Genomic DNA, 14,846 nt, shown 5'->3' on the forward strand with positions numbered 1-14,846 from the left:
TGTGTCACCTGAGCACGTCGGGATCGGCTTTGATGGTCATCCGCGCTGCCCCAGCCCAATACACGTCGGCGGCTCGCTCGAGAAGCGACGCCTGCATGCCCGCCATGTCCGACCAGTTCATCTTCGTCGGCTCTTGACCGGTCAGCATGACGTCGTAAGCGAGTTTGCAGACCCGTTCGATCGATGCCGCTCGATAAACAGCCTGCGCGAGGGTGCGACCGGTCGCGATGACGCCGTGGTTGGCCAAGATGGTCAAGTTCGCTTCACCGATTTGCGCCGCGAGATCCGCTGCGCGGCCGGCGCTGTCGATTTCCCCGTCGTACGTGTCGACCAGGCACAAATCGTCGAGGAACAGCGAACCGGTCTGGTGGACCAGTTCGGGCAGCCTGCCCAACGCGGCAAGCACGCACGCATGGTAGGGGTGATTGTGGATGACCACGCGGGCGTCGTCGCGGACGCGGTGCAGTTCGGTGTGGATGTGAATCGCCGGGGTCACGTCCCACCGGCCGCGGACTACCCGCGCTTCGCTGTCCACCACGCAGATGTCCGAGGCGGTGAGTTCTTGCCACCACAGTCCCCACGGATTGACCAGCATGTCCGTCTGGCCGTCGAGCTGCCAGGTGATGTGGCCGGCCATGTTCTCGGCGAACCCGATGGCGGCAAGGTGGCGGAAGGCTATTGCCAGCGCCTGTTCGTTGGTGAGCTCGACTCCGATCGGCGGAACCACCGAGGGAGCCCAGACTTCCAGTCCGCCGGGCCGCGCGTTAGGAGCGTTCATGGTTGCCCTCCATCCTGACTCGAATATCGTCGCGGAGCGCGCCTTTGGCAATCTTTCCTCCCGAGGATCGGGGTAGTTCGTCGACCACGATGAGCCGTTCGGGCAGCAGTTCCTTGGAAACTCCCAGCGACAGTAGATGCGTGATCAGGCCGGGAAGGTCGATGGTGTGCGAATCCACGAGTTCGGCGTATAGGCAGACCTTTTCACCGAACACCGGGTCGGGCATGGCGACTGCGGCGGCCACGGCGATCGCCGGATGCGTCATCACGGCGTCTTCGACCTGGGCGGCGCTGATGTTCTTGCCGCCGCGCAGGATGAAGTCGGAGGTTCTGCCGGTGACGCTGAGGTAGCCATCCGAATCGATGGCGCAGATGTCGCCCATGCGCATCCACCCGTCGGGGGTGAACAGCTTGTCGTGGTCGGTGCCGTCGAGGTAGCCGAGGCTGGTGGCCGGACCGCGGCAGGCCGGCTGGCCCCGCCCGCTCGCGGTGACGTCGCGATCTCCGTCGAAGAGCCGGACCGACATCTCCGGCACGATTTTGCCGCCGGTGCGCAGTCGGTGGTGCAGCGAATCTTCGAGCGTCGTCCCACTGAGCAGTCCGGTTTCGTTCGAGCCGTAGAACTGCAGAACCTTGGCGCCGGTGAGTTCCTCGAACTCGGCAGCCGGGCGATATGGCAACGCTTCCCCGCCGGTAAACACCACCCGCAGCGAGCTCAGGTCATAGTCGCGGCGTGCCGGGTCAGCCATCAGCATCGTCAATTGCGTGCTGACACAACATAATATGGTGACTTTGTGCTGGGCGATCGCTTCACAGCAGGCTCTGGTGGTGAATCGGTCCAGGATCACCGCGGTGGAGCCGAGGTAGATCGGAGTGGTGTGGCTGGTCCAGATCCCGAACCCGAACGGCGTCGGGATCGCCGGCAAGAAGACGTCCTCGGTGGTCAGCCGGCCGTTGGCGACGGCTTTTTGATGGAAGTAGTGCCATCGGTTCTGGGTGTGTACGACGCACTTGGGCAGCCCGGTGGTTCCCGAGGTGGAGTTGAGAAGGAACACATCGTCGGGCCCGAGGCCGGCGTCGGCTGGCAGCGCCGCGGGTGCCGCATCGACGTTCAAGCGCACTCCGGCGTCGTCGTGGGTCATGACCACGGATTCGGCGGCGACGCTTGCCGCGGATCCGCTGCGCTGGTGATCGCTGATCAGGAGCTTGGGCTGGGTGCCGCCCAAGATCGCGCCGACCTCCCGGGTGCCGGCGCGAGCGCCGATGCCGACGGCGACCGCTCCGCAGCGTTCTATCGCGACGAGAAGCACGTGGATGGCGGCGGCGTCGCCGTGCCACACCGCCACTCGGTCGCCGCGCGCTATCCCGATTCCAGTTAGCTGTTCAGCAAGTTTGGTTGCCGCGCAGTCGAATTCAGCCCAGGTCAGTGACCTGTCGGGATGGTCGATGTATGCGACGCGGGTCGGTGTGTGTTGGGCGTTGTGGCGTACCACGTCGGAAAGCGTCGTATCGGACCACCAGCCGGCGGCGTAGTAGCGGGCGGACTCCTCGGCGGTGAACGCCGGCGAGTTCACGGTATGCCGCTGCGGCACTCACCCACCGCCTTGAACCGTCGCCGCGGGCTGCAACGAAGACACGCTGCGATCCGGGCGCAGGTCCAGCCGCCGCAACAGCTGCGCGTTGAGCGCGACGACGATGGTCGACAGCGACATCAGGATCGCGCCCACCGACATCGGCATCACGAAACCCACCGGGGCCAGCACACCGGCCGCCAGCGGAACCGCGAGAAGGTTGTAGCCGGCTGCCCACCACAGGTTCTGGCTCATCTTGCGGTACGCCGCCTTGGACAGTTCGATGACCGAGAGCACCGAACGCGGATCCGAACTGGCCAGGATGACACCCGCGGAAGCGATCGCGACATCGGTGCCGGCGCCGATCGCGATGCCGACGTCGGCTTGGGCCAGCGCGGGCGCGTCATTGACACCGTCGCCAACCATGGCCACCTTGAAGCCCTCGCGCTGCAACTCGACGACCTTGCCGGCCTTGTCCTCGGGGCGCACCCCGGCGAAGACGCGGTCGATGCCCAGTTCGTCGGCGACCGCGTGCGCTACCCCTTCGGCGTCGCCGGTGACCATCGCAACCCGGACACCGAGCCGGTGCAGGGCATTGACGGCCTGCGCGGACTCCTCCCGCACCGCATCGGCGAGCTTCAGCGCCCCGATGACCGCGCCGTTGGCCACCACGTGCAAGATGATCGCACCCTCGTCGCGCCACGGCTGCACCTGCGGCAACTCGTCGAGGTTCTGTTCGGCCAGCATGTACGGGCCGCCGACGTGCACGGCGCGGCCATTGACGGTGGCGGTCACGCCGACGGCCGGCCGGGACGCAAAGCCGCTCGCGTTGGGCACCGACAACTCGCGCCGCCGGGCGGCGTCCACGATCGCGCGGGCCAGCGGATGCTCGCTGTCGGACTCGACGGCTGCCGCCACGGCCAGCACTTCGTCTGCTGAACCGGCTGGTGCGATGACATCGGTGACGGTCGGCTCGCCTCTGGTCAGGGTGCCGGTCTTGTCGAACAGCACCACATTGACGGTGCGCATGCTTTCCAGCGCCAGCCGGTCCTTGACCAGCACGCCGCCGCGGGCGGCCCGTTCGGTGGCGATGGAAACCACCAGCGGGATGGCCAGCCCGAGCGCGTGCGGGCAAGCGATCACCAGCACGGTGATCACCCGGGTCACCGCCTGGTCCGGGTGACCGAGGATGCCCCACACGACGGCCGTGACGGCGGCCGAGCCCAGCGCGAACCAGAACAACCAGCCGGCGGCGATGTCGGCGAGCCGCTGCGCCCGTGACGACGAGCTCTGCGCTTCGGCGACCAGTCGCTGGATCCCCGCCAACGTCGTCTGGTCGCCGACGGCGCTGATTTCGATCCGCAATCCGGAGTCCGTGGCAACGGTGCCGGCGACCACGTTGTCACCGGCTGAGCGACGCACCGGGCGCGATTCACCCGTGACCATGGACTCATCGAGTTCGGCGACGCCCTCGACCACGATGCCATCTGCCGGGACGGTGCCACCCGGACGCACAATCACCAGATCACCCACCCGCAGTTCGCCGGGCGCGACGGTGACCACGGTGTCACCCTCGATGCGCTCGGCTTCGTCGGGCAACAGCGCCGCCAGCGAGTCCAGCGCTGACGTGGTTTGCGCCAGCGACCGCATCTCCAGCCAATGCCCGAGCAGCATGATGACGATCAACAGCGCCAGCTCCCACCAGAACTCCAGCTGCTGGCTCAGCACGCCGAGGCTCGCGCCCCACGACGCCACGAACGCCACAGTGATCGCCAAGCCGATCAATAGCATCATTCCTGGTGCGCGGGAACGGATCTCGCTGATCGCTCCCGTCAAAAACGGCGCGCCGCCCCAGAAGTAGATGATGGTGCCGAGGACGGGCGACGCCCAAGCCACGCCCGGAAACGCCGGAATCGTGTAGCCGATGATCATCGCGAACATCCCTGACAGCGCAACGGTCGGGATCGCGAGTATCAGCATCACCCAGAACAGCCGTCGAAACTGCGCGACATGGTCTCCGTGGTCGTGACCGGCATGGTCGGCGTGTGCGTGGCCGTCCGCTTCCATTAGCGCGGCGTGACCGTTGTCATGGTGAGCAGTCATACAGCCATGTACCCACAGGGGGTATTTATTTGCAAGTGGTATGGGCGCCTCTCCGGAATTGCTCGGCTCAACTCGGCTGACGGAGCGGCAGGCCGGCAGCGCGGTAGATCTCGTCGATCACGGTCATGTTCTCGACTGCGTCTTCGGGCGTCGTCGGCACCGGCTCGCCGCGTAGCACTGCGGCAACAAACGCGTCGAGCTGGTAAGCGTAGGAGGGGCGCCGCGAAAAGCGTTCCACCCGTTTGCCGTTCGGTGATCGGATCCAGAGCCGATGGATGTATTGCGGCGTCACCGGGTTGAACAGCCGCATTTCGCCGCGGCTGCCAATCACTTTGGCGCTGATTTGCAGCAGGCGCGACGACCACATCGAACAGCGGATCCGGCCGGTATGCCCTTCCGCGAAGCGCAATTCGGCAGTCATGGCCCGGTCGACTCGCGGGTCGCGCAATTTCGCTTGTGCAGAAACGACTTCGGGGGTCGAGCCGCCGAAGGTGCGGACCATGTGGACTGGATAACATCCCGCGTCCATGGTCGCGCCGCCGGCAAGCGAGTAGTCGTAACGGATGTCGGAGAACTTGGGCAGCGGGAAACACAGGGCGGCTTCTACCCGCTCCAGTGCGCCGAGCTCCCCCGAAGCGATGATCTGCTCGGCGCGCAGCGTGAGTGGATGGTAGCGGTAATGGAAGGCTTCCATCACGACTCGCCCCGACGTAGCGGCTAATTGGGCGATTTTGCGGGCCTCGGCGGCGTTGGCGGTGAACGGCTTTTCGCACAGCACATGCTTGCCGGCGGCCAGCGCGGCTCGAGTCCACTTGCCGTGCAACCCGTTCGGCAACGGGATGTAGACCGCGTCGATGTCTGGGTCGGCGATCAGCGCCTGATAGCTTCCGTGCGCCCGAGCGATGTTGTGCTTTTCCGCAAATGCCTGAGCGCGCGACAAGTCGCGAGCGGCGATGGCCGCGACCACGACATCGGGGTTGTTGGCGGCCGGCCGGATCAGCGCAAGCGGCGCGATGCGCGCGGCACCCAGTACCCCGATTCGCAGCGGAGCGTCATGTTCGGACACGGAGCAGACGCTAACACTCGGCGCTGACCTGCACGGACGGTGCCGCGCCCATGCAGCGATGTTTGAGGTCGCCGCCGCACGGTTATGCCGCACAGGTGCGGTTTAACCCCAACCCTGGGGACCGCATCAGCCGCTCAAAGCGAAGAAGGAGCTCATCGTGAAATTCGCGACTACCAGCGTAAAGACGGGGATTGGTGCCGCGGCAATAGCCGCTGCGAGCATCTTCACCGCAGTACCGGCAATAGCTGCACCGCCACCCAACATTCAGGGATTCGGCACCAGCCAACAGCTGGTCGACGGGTCACTGGTGACCACGTACACAGTGAGCAACCTGCAGCCCAGCAACATAGCGATTCCCGGCTACACCCCCGAGGGCACGCTCTACCAGGCAGACATCACTGCCCGGTCGGAGAGCGGCCTGGTTACCCCGATGGTGAAGAACTTCACCGCTCGGGGGCCCAACGGCCAGACCTACGAAATGGTCGACGACGTAGCCGTCCCCAACGGCCTCAACCCGGCGCCGATTCCGCAAGGCAACGAATCGACGGGCAAGCTGTACTTCGACGTCACGGGCGCACCGCCCAATGGCGTCGTCTACAACGACGGACTGCAAGACATTCTGATCTGGACGTCGAACGTGCCGCAGGTTGCCGGACCTGGCGTCCCGCCGAACTCCGTTTCGGGTGGACCGGCAAGCCCGGGCACGGGCGCACCGGCCAACTCCGTTCCGGGCATGCCTGCGAGCCCAAGCCCGGCGCCCGGCGCGCTTCCTGGGCCGGCCACAAGCTAACCCCTATGCGAACCTCCCCCGCCACGCCCTCGTGGCGCGGGAGGTTTGCGGGGCGCTTGAACCAAATCGCCCCAACGCACGTCTTTAATGTTGTTCGGACCGTCCACGCCTCCCGAGGGCGGTCCGAACACACGTATGGGGACGGGCTCTCCCGCTTCGCCGGCGACAAGGTTGCAGGTGTACGCACTCAAGGTTGGGCGTGCTCGTTAGTCCGCCCACTGCGCGGTGAATGCCGCGACCGAGTGCGCGACTTGGTCGAGTGCGGCGTCGGGATCGGGCAAGGCGGTCGCAAGGCCGTCGACAGCCCGGCTCGCCCGGGGCCGCCACTTTTCGACCCAGCCGTCGATGACCGCTCGGTTGGCGGGGTTGGCGCTGCGCGCGTAGCGGGCTAGTGCGGCGCTCCAGGCCTGGTTGCGGGTGGTGTCGACGCGCGATTCCTGCAGCAGCGCGGCGGTCAGGCCATCGCCGTTGTCGGACGCCAGCTCAGCGAAAGCCTCCTTGAACAACGCGTCGAGCGCCGGTTTGACCACCAGGTTCAGCGCGGTAAAGGCCTCACCCCAGTCGTAGGCCAGCAGCAAGCGTTCCAACGTTTCGCGGGCAGGCTGCCAGACCTCGTCGGTCTCCCAAATCCGCTGTGTCGCTTCGCTATTGGCCAACTGTGTGCCGTGAGTGAGCGACAGCGACTTGGCGCGGTAGGCGATCCACTGCAGCGCCCGCAGTTCGTCGGCGGCCTGGAAGAACGCCGCGTTGGTGATGTAGGCGCTGGGGGCTAGCTGCCCGACATAGAGGCTGGTGATCTGCAGGACGTGGAACAGGTAGCGGGCAGGCACATAGATGCGGGTGAGGGTCTCGATCCAGGCAGGGTCGAGCTTGTGGTCGTCATCGAGCGCCTCGTAGTGATCGACCACGCCCTCGGCGTACACCTCGCGGTCGTGTTGCAGCGCGATGTAGCGGCGGTAGTTCAGTGCGGCCGGGTCGCGGAAGGCTTCCCAGTTGTCGGCCTGCAGCGGTGAGCCTTCGCGGTGTTTGAGGTACCAGCGGTTGATGGCACTGTCGGGGTCGAGGTCGAACGGGGCGGGCCGACGGTTGAAGTGGTAGTGGAATTGGCCGGTGACAACCTCGTACTCGGTGGGTTTGCGCCGGGTGTCCGCGGCGATGCTCCAGGTCTTAAGGCGCCGGCTCGTTGCGGTGGTCATGTGCTAGTCCTCTCGGTCCAAATACCAGTGCAGTTCGTCGTCGCCGACGTAGCGGATCCGTCCGGCGAACGCCACCAGCGCCGGTTCCAGGGTGGCGAGCGGGAATTCCTGTCCCGCAGCGGCTTCCAGGCTCGCGCGGGTGACCCGCAAGAAGCGCGGTGCGTGAATGCGCACATACCCGGCGTGGTCATCGATGGTGATGTCGGCGTCGGGGTTGTCGGTGTAAATGGCGTCGGTGAGCGCGGAGACGATGTCGGGGTCGAAACCGCGTACGACGGGGCCGACGAGTTTGTCCTGTTCGGTGGCTGCGGTCATCGGTGGTCTCCTTCGGACAGCGCTACGGTGATCTGGTCGCCGTCGAGGCGGACCGGGTGGCTGTGCAGCCGGCAGTTGGCGGGGTTCACCCCTGCGCCGGTGGTCAGGTCGAACTCCCAGCTGTGCGCCCCGCACGTCAGGACGTCGTCCTCGACGTCGCCGTCGACGAGCGGGAAACCGGCGTGCGGGCACAGACCGTCGTAGGCGCGGATTTCTCCGCTGCGCAGGTGGACGAGCAGGATCGGACGATCATCGACGTAGTACTCGGCGATCTCGCCCTCCCACAGGTCGTCGAGGGTGGCCACCGGGGTCCAGGTCATCGCACTAGTCATAGAACGCCTCGACGTGATCCAGCGGCCCGACACCGGATGCCCCGATCGTTGCGTGCGGATCAAGCACGTTACCGTTGTGGCGCAACCGGATCGGCGCGTCACGGTGGGCCACACGGTGGCCGACGACATGATGGGCGATGGCTGCGGTGACCGTTTCGACACTGTCAGCGTCGTCGACGGGGATGAGCAGTTCGAGTACGTCGCCTTCAAAGAGGGCGGTCAACGGGAGCAGTGCCATGATCGTCAGCCCTTCGATCCGTTGGTGGAGCCGTGTTGCGCCCACGCATAGTCGTCGGCGTCTTGGCCCTGCTCGTCGGCCGAGAGACCGAAGTACTGCAGGACGGTCCCCAGATCAGGAGGGCTGATCTCGCCGGAGAGCACCCGGTCGATCAGGGACTGATGGCCGGCGAAGCGGTCGGGCCGCTGGGTGAAGATCCACTTGCACGGCTCGGAGCAGAACACGTATCTGCGGCCGTTGTGGACATGCGTCGGCGGGGTGGGGTCGGTGTGGGCGCCGACGATGACGCCGGCGGCGCGCACGACCGGCAGCTGGCACAGGTTGCAGGTGATCGGCAGGGTCTCGGGCAAGGTGGCCGCGATATCCCCCTTGCGGATGTTGTCGGTGATGACGTCCCAGTGCTTGCCGAAGTCGCGGTTCCAGCCGGGGTATTTCTCTTCCAGCCACAGCCGCTCCGCGTCGGAGACGCCCGCATCGGGGTTCCACCACACCGTAGGCCGGTAGTACCAGACACCGAGGTGGATGGCGTGGTGATACCAGGTCAGCTCGTTGATGAATTCATCCCAGTACCAAGGGAAATCGAGTCCGTAGTCGCGGAACTGGTCGCTGAACTGCTTGACCACCCAATCCTCGATGAATTCCTTGAAGCTCATCCGCCGGCTTTCCAGCGGGGTGTAGTAGTCCATCGACAGCCCGGTCAGCAGCGCGAAAATGCGCCACGACCGCCAGAACATGTGGTCGATGAGGAACTGTCCCCATTCGGCCTCGCCGTTGTCGGTGAGCACTTTGATAGTGGGCTCGCCTTGCTGGGCGTGGCGGGCTTCGTCGGTTTGGATCGAGCTGATCAGTGCACCGAACTCTAGGTCTCCGACGTCGATGGCGTCCGCGGCCATACCGAGGAACTGCAGGTTGGTGAACCCGGTCTCCAGGGTGAACGTCAACTGCAACGCGATCGACAACGCGTCGTTGGCGACGAACATGTCGTCGAACAGATAACGCACCGCGAGCACGATCCAGTTGTTGGTGTGAAAAGCCTTGAGTGCCCAATCGCCTCGCGGTTCCTTGTCGAGCAGGCCGTAGGGGAAGAACGCCTGGATCTGACCGTGGCGGACCTCGTCGAGGGTGCCGAAGGTGGCCGTGTTGCGCCAGGCCGCCGCACGGCCGAACCGCCCCATCCGGGCCTCCCCGATGGATGCCAGGTACTCCGGCATCGTGATCGCGCCGTAGTGCGCGACGATCACCGACTTCCAGCCCGGGTCGAGTTGCTCGAACAGCTTCGAGCGCCCAATGGTGTTTTTCAGCGAGTAGGTGGTGGTGTCCTTGGTGACCTGGTTGTGTACGTACTCGCGGTAACCGATCTTGTACGGCTCGTCCCATTTGAGCCACGCGTCGGCCGGGACGCGGTGCGTGCCCGAGAGCTCCTCAGGAAACACTTCCTCCTCGGTCACGTAGCGAAACGTCCAGTTGGTGTCGCGGGCCAGGTCATACCAGTCACTGCGGGAAAGTTTCGGCATGGTGTCGTCCTTGGTTCAGGTCATAGGGCTACGCTGAGCCGCGTGAGCTGCGTTGATGACGCGAGCGGAATCCATCATGCGACATATTCCAAGGACTCCTAAGGGTTAGGATCACGCTGATTTACACCGTCATCCCCGGAGCGCACCGTCGCTACCATCCGAGACGGATGCCGCCGGGGCAGCAAACACACAGAAAAGAGGTCTCAGTGACGGTTGTTTACCGGGTCCTCGGACTGGGCTTCATCGTTGATGACCCCACCGGCGAGCTGAACGAGGTTGTGCCCTGAAACCCCAAGCGGCACGCCATCGAAGCCTTGACTCGAAGATCATCGCGGCCCTCGACCGAATCGGTGACGCTTTGCACGTGCTGGCCCGGCGGGCCGGCGAACGCCACGATCTCTCGAGCACCCAAATGCGGGTACTCACCTGGCTTTACGTCGGCCCGCCGCCGGCCGCCCGCAGCACCGCGCTGGCCCGCGAACTCAATGTCGCCGATCCGACCGTCAGCGACGCGATCGCCGCTCTGATGCGCAAGGGTTTGGTGCAGCGCACGCCAGATCCGCAGGACCGTCGCCGTCACGACCTAGCCTTGACCCGGTCCGGCCGCAAAACCGCGGCCGAACTGTCGCGGTGGACCGCCCCGGCGGAGATCGCGACGTCGAAGCTGGACCGTGCCGAAGCAGAGCAACTCCTGGACACACTGCTGATGGTGATGGCGAAACTTTATGAGGTTCAGCTGCTTCCAGTGGTGCGTGCGTGCAGCACCTGCCTGCAACTGGAGACCACCCAAGCCGACACGCGGAGCTACCACTGTCGGTTGTACGACACACCCATGTCCGTTTCGGAGCTGCGGGTCGACTGCGCCGACCATGTCAGCGTCTAGTCGGGAGTGGCTGGTGGACGCTGCAAGTTGGCGAGCACCCAAATGCGGGTACTCAGCTGGCTTTTCGTCGGCGCTTCGTGCGACTTGCCGATTCTGACCTCTGCGGCCCACCACAAGCGTAAATTTTGGACCAGCGGGTGACGTCGCGGGCGTAAAGCGGCAGTGGGCCCATGTTGCCGAGGGACAGGGAGCGGGGTCAGCATGTCCAATGTCTACACCGGCATGCGGCGCAAGTTCGGAAGCGACGAAACTGGGTTGCATCGCTGTGCGGAACGACTACTCGCGTTGCGCGAAGGTCTCTCCCCAGTCAGAACCGAGCGATCCGATAACTCACTTTTGTTGGCGACGTGGAACATTCGAGATTTTGATGACAACAAGTTCGGATTCGGCCCACGCAAGCAAGAGTCGTTCTACTACCTGGCCGAAATCATCAGCAGCTTCGATCTGGTTGCCGTGCAAGAGATCAATCGCAATCTGGCGCCGCTGCGGGAGCTGATGGGCATCCTCGGCGGCAGTTGGGACTACATCGTCACGGATGCGACTGAAGGCACCGGCGGCAACAACGAGCGGATGGCGTTCCTCTTTGACAAAAACAAGGTCTTCTTCCGCAAGATCGCCGGGGAGGTCGTGCTGCCCGACGGCCAGACGATCGTCTCGCCTGCCGAAGCCGGGCTCCCGCCGGAGAAGGCACCGATCGGCAACGGACAGTTCGCACGCACACCCTTCCTGGTCGCCTTCCAATCCGGCTGGTTCAAGTTCAGCCTCTGCACCGTACACATTTTCTACGGCTCGGAGACCGGTAAAGAACTCGCACGGCGCATCCAAGAAATCCAGCGCCTGGTCGCCTTCTTCGCCAAGCGTCAGGACAAGGAGGTTCGGGCCGACAAAAAGGCGACGGAGGCGCGAGGCGGCCGCTTCGCGCCGACGCAAACCGAAAACTACATCCTGCTCGGCGACTTCAACGTCGTCAGCCCACAGCACGAGACGATGAAAGCGCTCAAGGGCAAGGGGTTTGTGGTTCCGGACGCCATTAGCGGCGACGCGGTGCGACGTCAGGGAGAGCACTTCTACGACCAGATTGCGGTGCGGGTCAAGGACAAGCGGTTCGCCGTCACCGCCGGCGGCCTCGTGCGCCCGTTCGAACATGTCTTCCGCGACGAGGACATGGACGCCTACGAGGACGACTGGCGACCAATCAAGAACAAGAATCCGGAGCGCGGGGATGCACAGGCTGACGACCGCGATTTCTATCGCAAGTGGCGGACCTGGCAGATCTCAGATCACAGCCCACTGTGGGTGAAGATCACCACCGACTTCGCGGATGACTATCTGACCAAGCTGGCGCAATGAAAGCTAAGCCGCCGTTCGATGCGTCCCCGTGGGGCCGAACGCTGGCTATTGCCCACCCGAATCTGACTGACCATCATTGATGAGGTTCGCGAGGAACACGGGTAACCGGCCGGCGCCGAAGTCATAAAACCTCGCCCATTGCGGCTCGATCGAGATTCGCACCATCTGCTTGTATGTCGACCGCACAGTGCGTTCGAACTCGGCGAGTTGGGGTCCGTCCATCGATCGCCTCGCTGCCGCGAGGTACTCGTCGGTGACACCGTCGACGGTTTCCAGCGTGGCGAGGCCACGCACCAAGAGGGCCTTCGCCTCTTCTGGGGTGGACCCGGTGTCGATGGTCAATGCGACTTCCGGGCGCGACGAAAGCGCACGTGCTTTCGGCGAGGTGGACGCGGTGGAGACCACGATGCGCTCACCGGTCCAGTAGAACCCGACCGGGATGACCCGCGGGAAGCCATCGTGTCCGTTGTACGCGAGCCGAGCAATGGAGCCCGAGAGCAGCTTCTGGGCGCCGGGGTGGCCAAGCTCTTGAGCCAACTCTTGTGTGTTCATCACACTCGTAGTCCTACCTGGTCTTATCGTCTGACCTCGGTCTGGCCGGCAGGACGTGAACCCGCGAACACTTGATTCCCGGTCCGTATACGCCGAATTATACTGTGGCACAACATTGTTCAACAGTTCTTCACCAAGCGCAAACTCGGCCAGGCCGATCTCCCCAACTATTCCCTCAATCTGAAACGGTCTGTGCCAACGTCGTGACAAGATGGCTGGCCTGGACGCTATGCGACACTGTCCCACAAGCGACGGGAGGGTTGTATATGTCGGGCTGGACGGAGGGAAGCCCCATCGCCGCTCTGAAGGCGGCTGGAGTGGCTGCGATATTAGGCTTGCTGCTGGTTCTGGGTGCGGGTCCCGTGCTGGCGGAGCCTGATCCGGATCCGGCTCCCAGCGACCCAGGGGTTGTCGCCCCGCCCGCAGGCCCGCCTGCACCACCACCGATTGGAGCCGCGCCATTCGGGCCGCCGACGATCGTCCCCGCCAACGGAGCAACGGTGGGTGTGGCCCAACCGATCCTCATCAACTTCCCCGGGCTGGTCGATGACGCCGGAGCGACCGAGAGCGCCGTCCACATCACCTCGGTCCCGCCGGTCGACGGCAAGTTCTATTGGCAGAGCCCCACGCAGCTGCGCTGGCGCCCGCTGAACTTCTGGCCCGCCCACACCGAGGTGACCGTCGATGCGGGCGGCACAGTGTCGAGCTTCCACACCGGCGACACCCTGGTCGCCACGGCCGACGACGCCACGCACCAACTGACCGTCACCCGCAACGGGAGCGTGGAGAAGACCATCCCGATGTCGATGGGTATGGCATCCGGCGGGCACCAAACCCCGAACGGCACCTTCTACGTTCTAGAGAAACTGCCCTCGGTGGTGATGGATTCCTCGACCTACGGCGTCCCGGTCAGCTCTGCGAACGGATACAGACTGACGGTCGATCACGCCGTGAAATTCGACAACAGCGGCGATTTCGTGCACAGCGCTCCATGGTCTGTTGACGACCAAGGTAAGCGCGACGTCAGCCACGGCTGCATCAACATCAGCCCCACCAACGCAAAGTGGTTCTTCGACACCGTCAGTCCCGGTGATCCCATTATCGTGACGAACTCCACCGGTACCTACACCAGGAACGACGGCTCTAACGACTGGCAGAACTAGCTCGCCGCAGGTAGCCAACGGTATTGGTGGCTTAACGACGCCGACGAAAGCAGCCCGAAACCCCCTCTGACCTGCGTCGGGCTGACAGGATTTGAACCTGCGACCACTTGACCCCCAGTCAAGTGCGCTACCAAACTGCGCCACAGCCCGGTGCCGCCGAGGTGATCCGGCAGCAGGTCGAAAGCCTACCGCAGCCGTCGCCCCTACACCGTCAGCAGCCGGTACAACCCGATGAGTCCGACCACGACGATCACCCCCCGCAGCGCATTCGGCGACAGCCGTCGGCCGTAGTGGGCGCCCAGCCAGCCTCCGATCAGCGAACCTCCCGCGATCAGCCCGGCGGCCGGCCAGCTGATCCGGTCGAACGCGACGATCGTGTAGGCCAGCGCCGCCACCACATTGACCAGCAGCGCCAGCAGGTTTTTCGCCGCGTTCATCCGTTGCACCGACTCGGGCAGCAGCGCCCCCATCATGCCGATCAGCAGGATGCCCTGCGCCGCGGTGAAATACCCGCCGTAAACCCCGACCGCGAACGTCCCGATCACCAGCACCGCCATCCGCCGCGGCGACACGTGCGAAGCAGAGCGACCGTCGGCTTCGGCGCGCCGACGCGCCCACTCCTGGATCCGCGGGCCTACCACCACGAGGATCAGCGCCGCGAGCAGCAGCACCGGCACCACCTCGGCGAACACCTTCTCCGGCAGGTGCAGCAGCAGAAATGCGCCCAACCCGGCGCCGAGCAGCGAGGCCGGAACCTGCCAGCGCAGCCGGCCCCACTGGCCACCGAGCTCGCGGCGGTATCCCCAGGTGCCCGACACGCTGCCCGCCACCAATCCGACGGCGTTGGACATCGTGGACGTCACCGGCGGGTAGCCCAGCGTCACCAGCGTCGGGAAGGTGATCAGGGTGCCCGACCCGACGAGCGCGTTGATCGCCCCGGCACCGAGCCCGGCGATGATGATCAAAACTGCGTGCGATAAGGGCACTGCAGAACCC

Annotated in this window: 15 protein-coding genes and 1 tRNA gene; 4 read left to right on the plus strand and 12 right to left on the minus strand. The window is 64.9% G+C overall.

Annotated elements, in window-relative coordinates:
• Window positions 1-4: 4 nt before the first annotated feature.
• From MSP7336_RS17650 to MSP7336_RS17665, 4 genes are all read right to left on the minus strand, one after another.
• Window positions 5-778, minus strand: a complete 774-nt coding sequence (locus MSP7336_RS17650; protein ID WP_069397484.1) for a class II aldolase/adducin family protein — start codon at window positions 776-778, stop codon at window positions 5-7.
• Entirely contained in the window at window positions 765-2,369 is a 1,605-nt protein-coding gene (locus tag MSP7336_RS17655; RefSeq protein WP_069397485.1) for a class I adenylate-forming enzyme family protein, read from the minus strand. The genes MSP7336_RS17650 and MSP7336_RS17655 overlap by 14 nt, the downstream gene beginning before the upstream one ends.
• The gene (locus tag MSP7336_RS17660; RefSeq protein WP_113964233.1) at window positions 2,370-4,451 is read right to left on the minus strand and encodes a heavy metal translocating P-type ATPase; all 2,082 of its coding nucleotides are present in this window, start codon (window positions 4,449-4,451) and stop codon (window positions 2,370-2,372) included.
• Window positions 4,452-4,518: 67 nt separating this feature from the next.
• Entirely contained in the window at window positions 4,519-5,517 is a 999-nt protein-coding gene (locus MSP7336_RS17665) for a Gfo/Idh/MocA family protein (RefSeq protein WP_113964234.1), read from the minus strand.
• Between the two features lie 157 nt (window positions 5,518-5,674).
• Here MSP7336_RS17665 and MSP7336_RS17670 point away from each other — a divergent pair, with 157 nt between their 5' ends.
• Complete coding sequence (locus MSP7336_RS17670; protein ID WP_113964235.1) at window positions 5,675-6,307, plus strand: MPT63 family protein; 633 nt, start codon at window positions 5,675-5,677, stop codon at window positions 6,305-6,307.
• 206 nt (window positions 6,308-6,513) lie between these two features.
• Here MSP7336_RS17670 and MSP7336_RS17675 read toward each other — a convergent pair whose 3' ends face one another.
• Genes MSP7336_RS17675 through MSP7336_RS17695 form a run of 5 tightly spaced genes read right to left on the minus strand, consistent with a single transcriptional unit; the run spans window position 6,514 to window position 9,902 of the window.
• Window positions 6,514-7,503 (minus strand): aromatic/alkene monooxygenase hydroxylase subunit beta, encoded by a 990-nt coding sequence (locus MSP7336_RS17675; protein ID WP_113964236.1) that lies wholly within the window; start codon window positions 7,501-7,503, stop codon window positions 6,514-6,516.
• A gap of 3 nt (window positions 7,504-7,506) precedes the next feature.
• Window positions 7,507-7,818 carry an MmoB/DmpM family protein gene (locus tag MSP7336_RS17680; RefSeq protein WP_069397490.1) on the minus strand — a complete coding sequence of 104 codons (312 nt, stop codon included), beginning with the start codon at window positions 7,816-7,818 and terminating at the stop codon, window positions 7,507-7,509.
• Complete coding sequence (locus MSP7336_RS17685; protein WP_113964237.1) at window positions 7,815-8,150, minus strand: Rieske 2Fe-2S domain-containing protein; 336 nt, start codon at window positions 8,148-8,150, stop codon at window positions 7,815-7,817. Before MSP7336_RS17685 ends, MSP7336_RS17680 begins: the two co-directional genes overlap by 4 nt.
• The gene (locus tag MSP7336_RS17690) at window positions 8,143-8,388 is read right to left on the minus strand and encodes a toluene-4-monooxygenase system B family protein (RefSeq protein ID WP_113965024.1); all 246 of its coding nucleotides are present in this window, start codon (window positions 8,386-8,388) and stop codon (window positions 8,143-8,145) included. Before MSP7336_RS17690 ends, MSP7336_RS17685 begins: the two co-directional genes overlap by 8 nt.
• Window positions 8,389-8,393: 5 nt before the next feature.
• A complete protein-coding gene (locus MSP7336_RS17695) occupies window positions 8,394-9,902 on the minus strand; it encodes an aromatic/alkene/methane monooxygenase hydroxylase/oxygenase subunit alpha (RefSeq protein WP_113964238.1) in 1,509 nt (502 codons plus the stop codon).
• Window positions 9,903-10,266: 364 nt separating this feature from the next.
• Between MSP7336_RS17695 and MSP7336_RS17700 the strand changes: the two genes are divergently transcribed.
• Together MSP7336_RS17700 and MSP7336_RS17705 are read left to right on the plus strand one after the other, a co-directional pair.
• Window positions 10,267-10,785 (plus strand): MarR family winged helix-turn-helix transcriptional regulator, encoded by a 519-nt coding sequence (locus tag MSP7336_RS17700; RefSeq protein WP_084226581.1) that lies wholly within the window; start codon window positions 10,267-10,269, stop codon window positions 10,783-10,785.
• Between the two features lie 201 nt (window positions 10,786-10,986).
• Window positions 10,987-12,135, plus strand: a complete 1,149-nt coding sequence (locus MSP7336_RS17705; RefSeq protein ID WP_113964239.1) for an endonuclease/exonuclease/phosphatase family protein — start codon at window positions 10,987-10,989, stop codon at window positions 12,133-12,135.
• Window positions 12,136-12,180: 45 nt separating this feature from the next.
• Here MSP7336_RS17705 and MSP7336_RS17710 read toward each other — a convergent pair whose 3' ends face one another.
• Window positions 12,181-12,687, minus strand: coding sequence for a pyridoxamine 5'-phosphate oxidase family protein (locus MSP7336_RS17710; protein ID WP_069397495.1), 507 nt, complete (start codon window positions 12,685-12,687; stop codon window positions 12,181-12,183).
• 266 nt (window positions 12,688-12,953) lie between these two features.
• Between MSP7336_RS17710 and MSP7336_RS17715 the strand changes: the two genes are divergently transcribed.
• Window positions 12,954-13,850 carry a L,D-transpeptidase gene (locus MSP7336_RS17715; RefSeq protein ID WP_113964240.1) on the plus strand — a complete coding sequence of 299 codons (897 nt, stop codon included), beginning with the start codon at window positions 12,954-12,956 and terminating at the stop codon, window positions 13,848-13,850.
• A gap of 76 nt (window positions 13,851-13,926) precedes the next feature.
• Here MSP7336_RS17715 and MSP7336_RS17720 read toward each other — a convergent pair.
• Window positions 13,927-14,000: transfer RNA gene (locus MSP7336_RS17720), tRNA-Pro, on the minus strand.
• Between the two features lie 53 nt (window positions 14,001-14,053).
• Window positions 14,054-14,836 (minus strand): sulfite exporter TauE/SafE family protein, encoded by a 783-nt coding sequence (locus tag MSP7336_RS17725; protein ID WP_069397497.1) that lies wholly within the window; start codon window positions 14,834-14,836, stop codon window positions 14,054-14,056.
• Window positions 14,837-14,846 lie beyond the last annotated feature (10 nt).

Origin of the sequence: Mycobacterium shimoidei, assembly GCF_900417275.1 — a bacterium.
Taxonomy (GTDB): Bacteria; Actinomycetota; Actinomycetes; order Mycobacteriales; family Mycobacteriaceae; genus Mycobacterium; species Mycobacterium shimoidei.

Excerpts from the sequence above, each read along its gene's own strand:
- MSP7336_RS17710 (WP_069397495.1), bottom strand. The coding sequence starts at position 12,687 with ATGAACACACAAGAGTTGGCTCAAGAGCTTGGCCACCCCGGCGCCCAG.
- MSP7336_RS17695 (WP_113964238.1), bottom strand. The coding sequence starts at position 9,902 with ATGCCGAAACTTTCCCGCAGTGACTGGTATGACCTGGCCCGCGACACC.
- MSP7336_RS17675 (WP_113964236.1), bottom strand. The coding sequence starts at position 7,503 with ATGACCACCGCAACGAGCCGGCGCCTTAAGACCTGGAGCATCGCCGCG.
- MSP7336_RS17680 (WP_069397490.1), bottom strand. The coding sequence starts at position 7,818 with ATGACCGCAGCCACCGAACAGGACAAACTCGTCGGCCCCGTCGTACGC.
- MSP7336_RS17685 (WP_113964237.1), bottom strand. The coding sequence starts at position 8,150 with ATGACTAGTGCGATGACCTGGACCCCGGTGGCCACCCTCGACGACCTG.
- MSP7336_RS17660 (WP_113964233.1), bottom strand. The coding sequence starts at position 4,451 with ATGACTGCTCACCATGACAACGGTCACGCCGCGCTAATGGAAGCGGAC.
- MSP7336_RS17650 (WP_069397484.1), bottom strand. The coding sequence starts at position 778 with ATGAACGCTCCTAACGCGCGGCCCGGCGGACTGGAAGTCTGGGCTCCC.
- MSP7336_RS17715 (WP_113964240.1), top strand. The coding sequence starts at position 12,954 with ATGTCGGGCTGGACGGAGGGAAGCCCCATCGCCGCTCTGAAGGCGGCT.
- MSP7336_RS17690 (WP_113965024.1), bottom strand. The coding sequence starts at position 8,388 with ATGGCACTGCTCCCGTTGACCGCCCTCTTTGAAGGCGACGTACTCGAA.
- MSP7336_RS17705 (WP_113964239.1), top strand. The coding sequence starts at position 10,987 with ATGTCCAATGTCTACACCGGCATGCGGCGCAAGTTCGGAAGCGACGAA.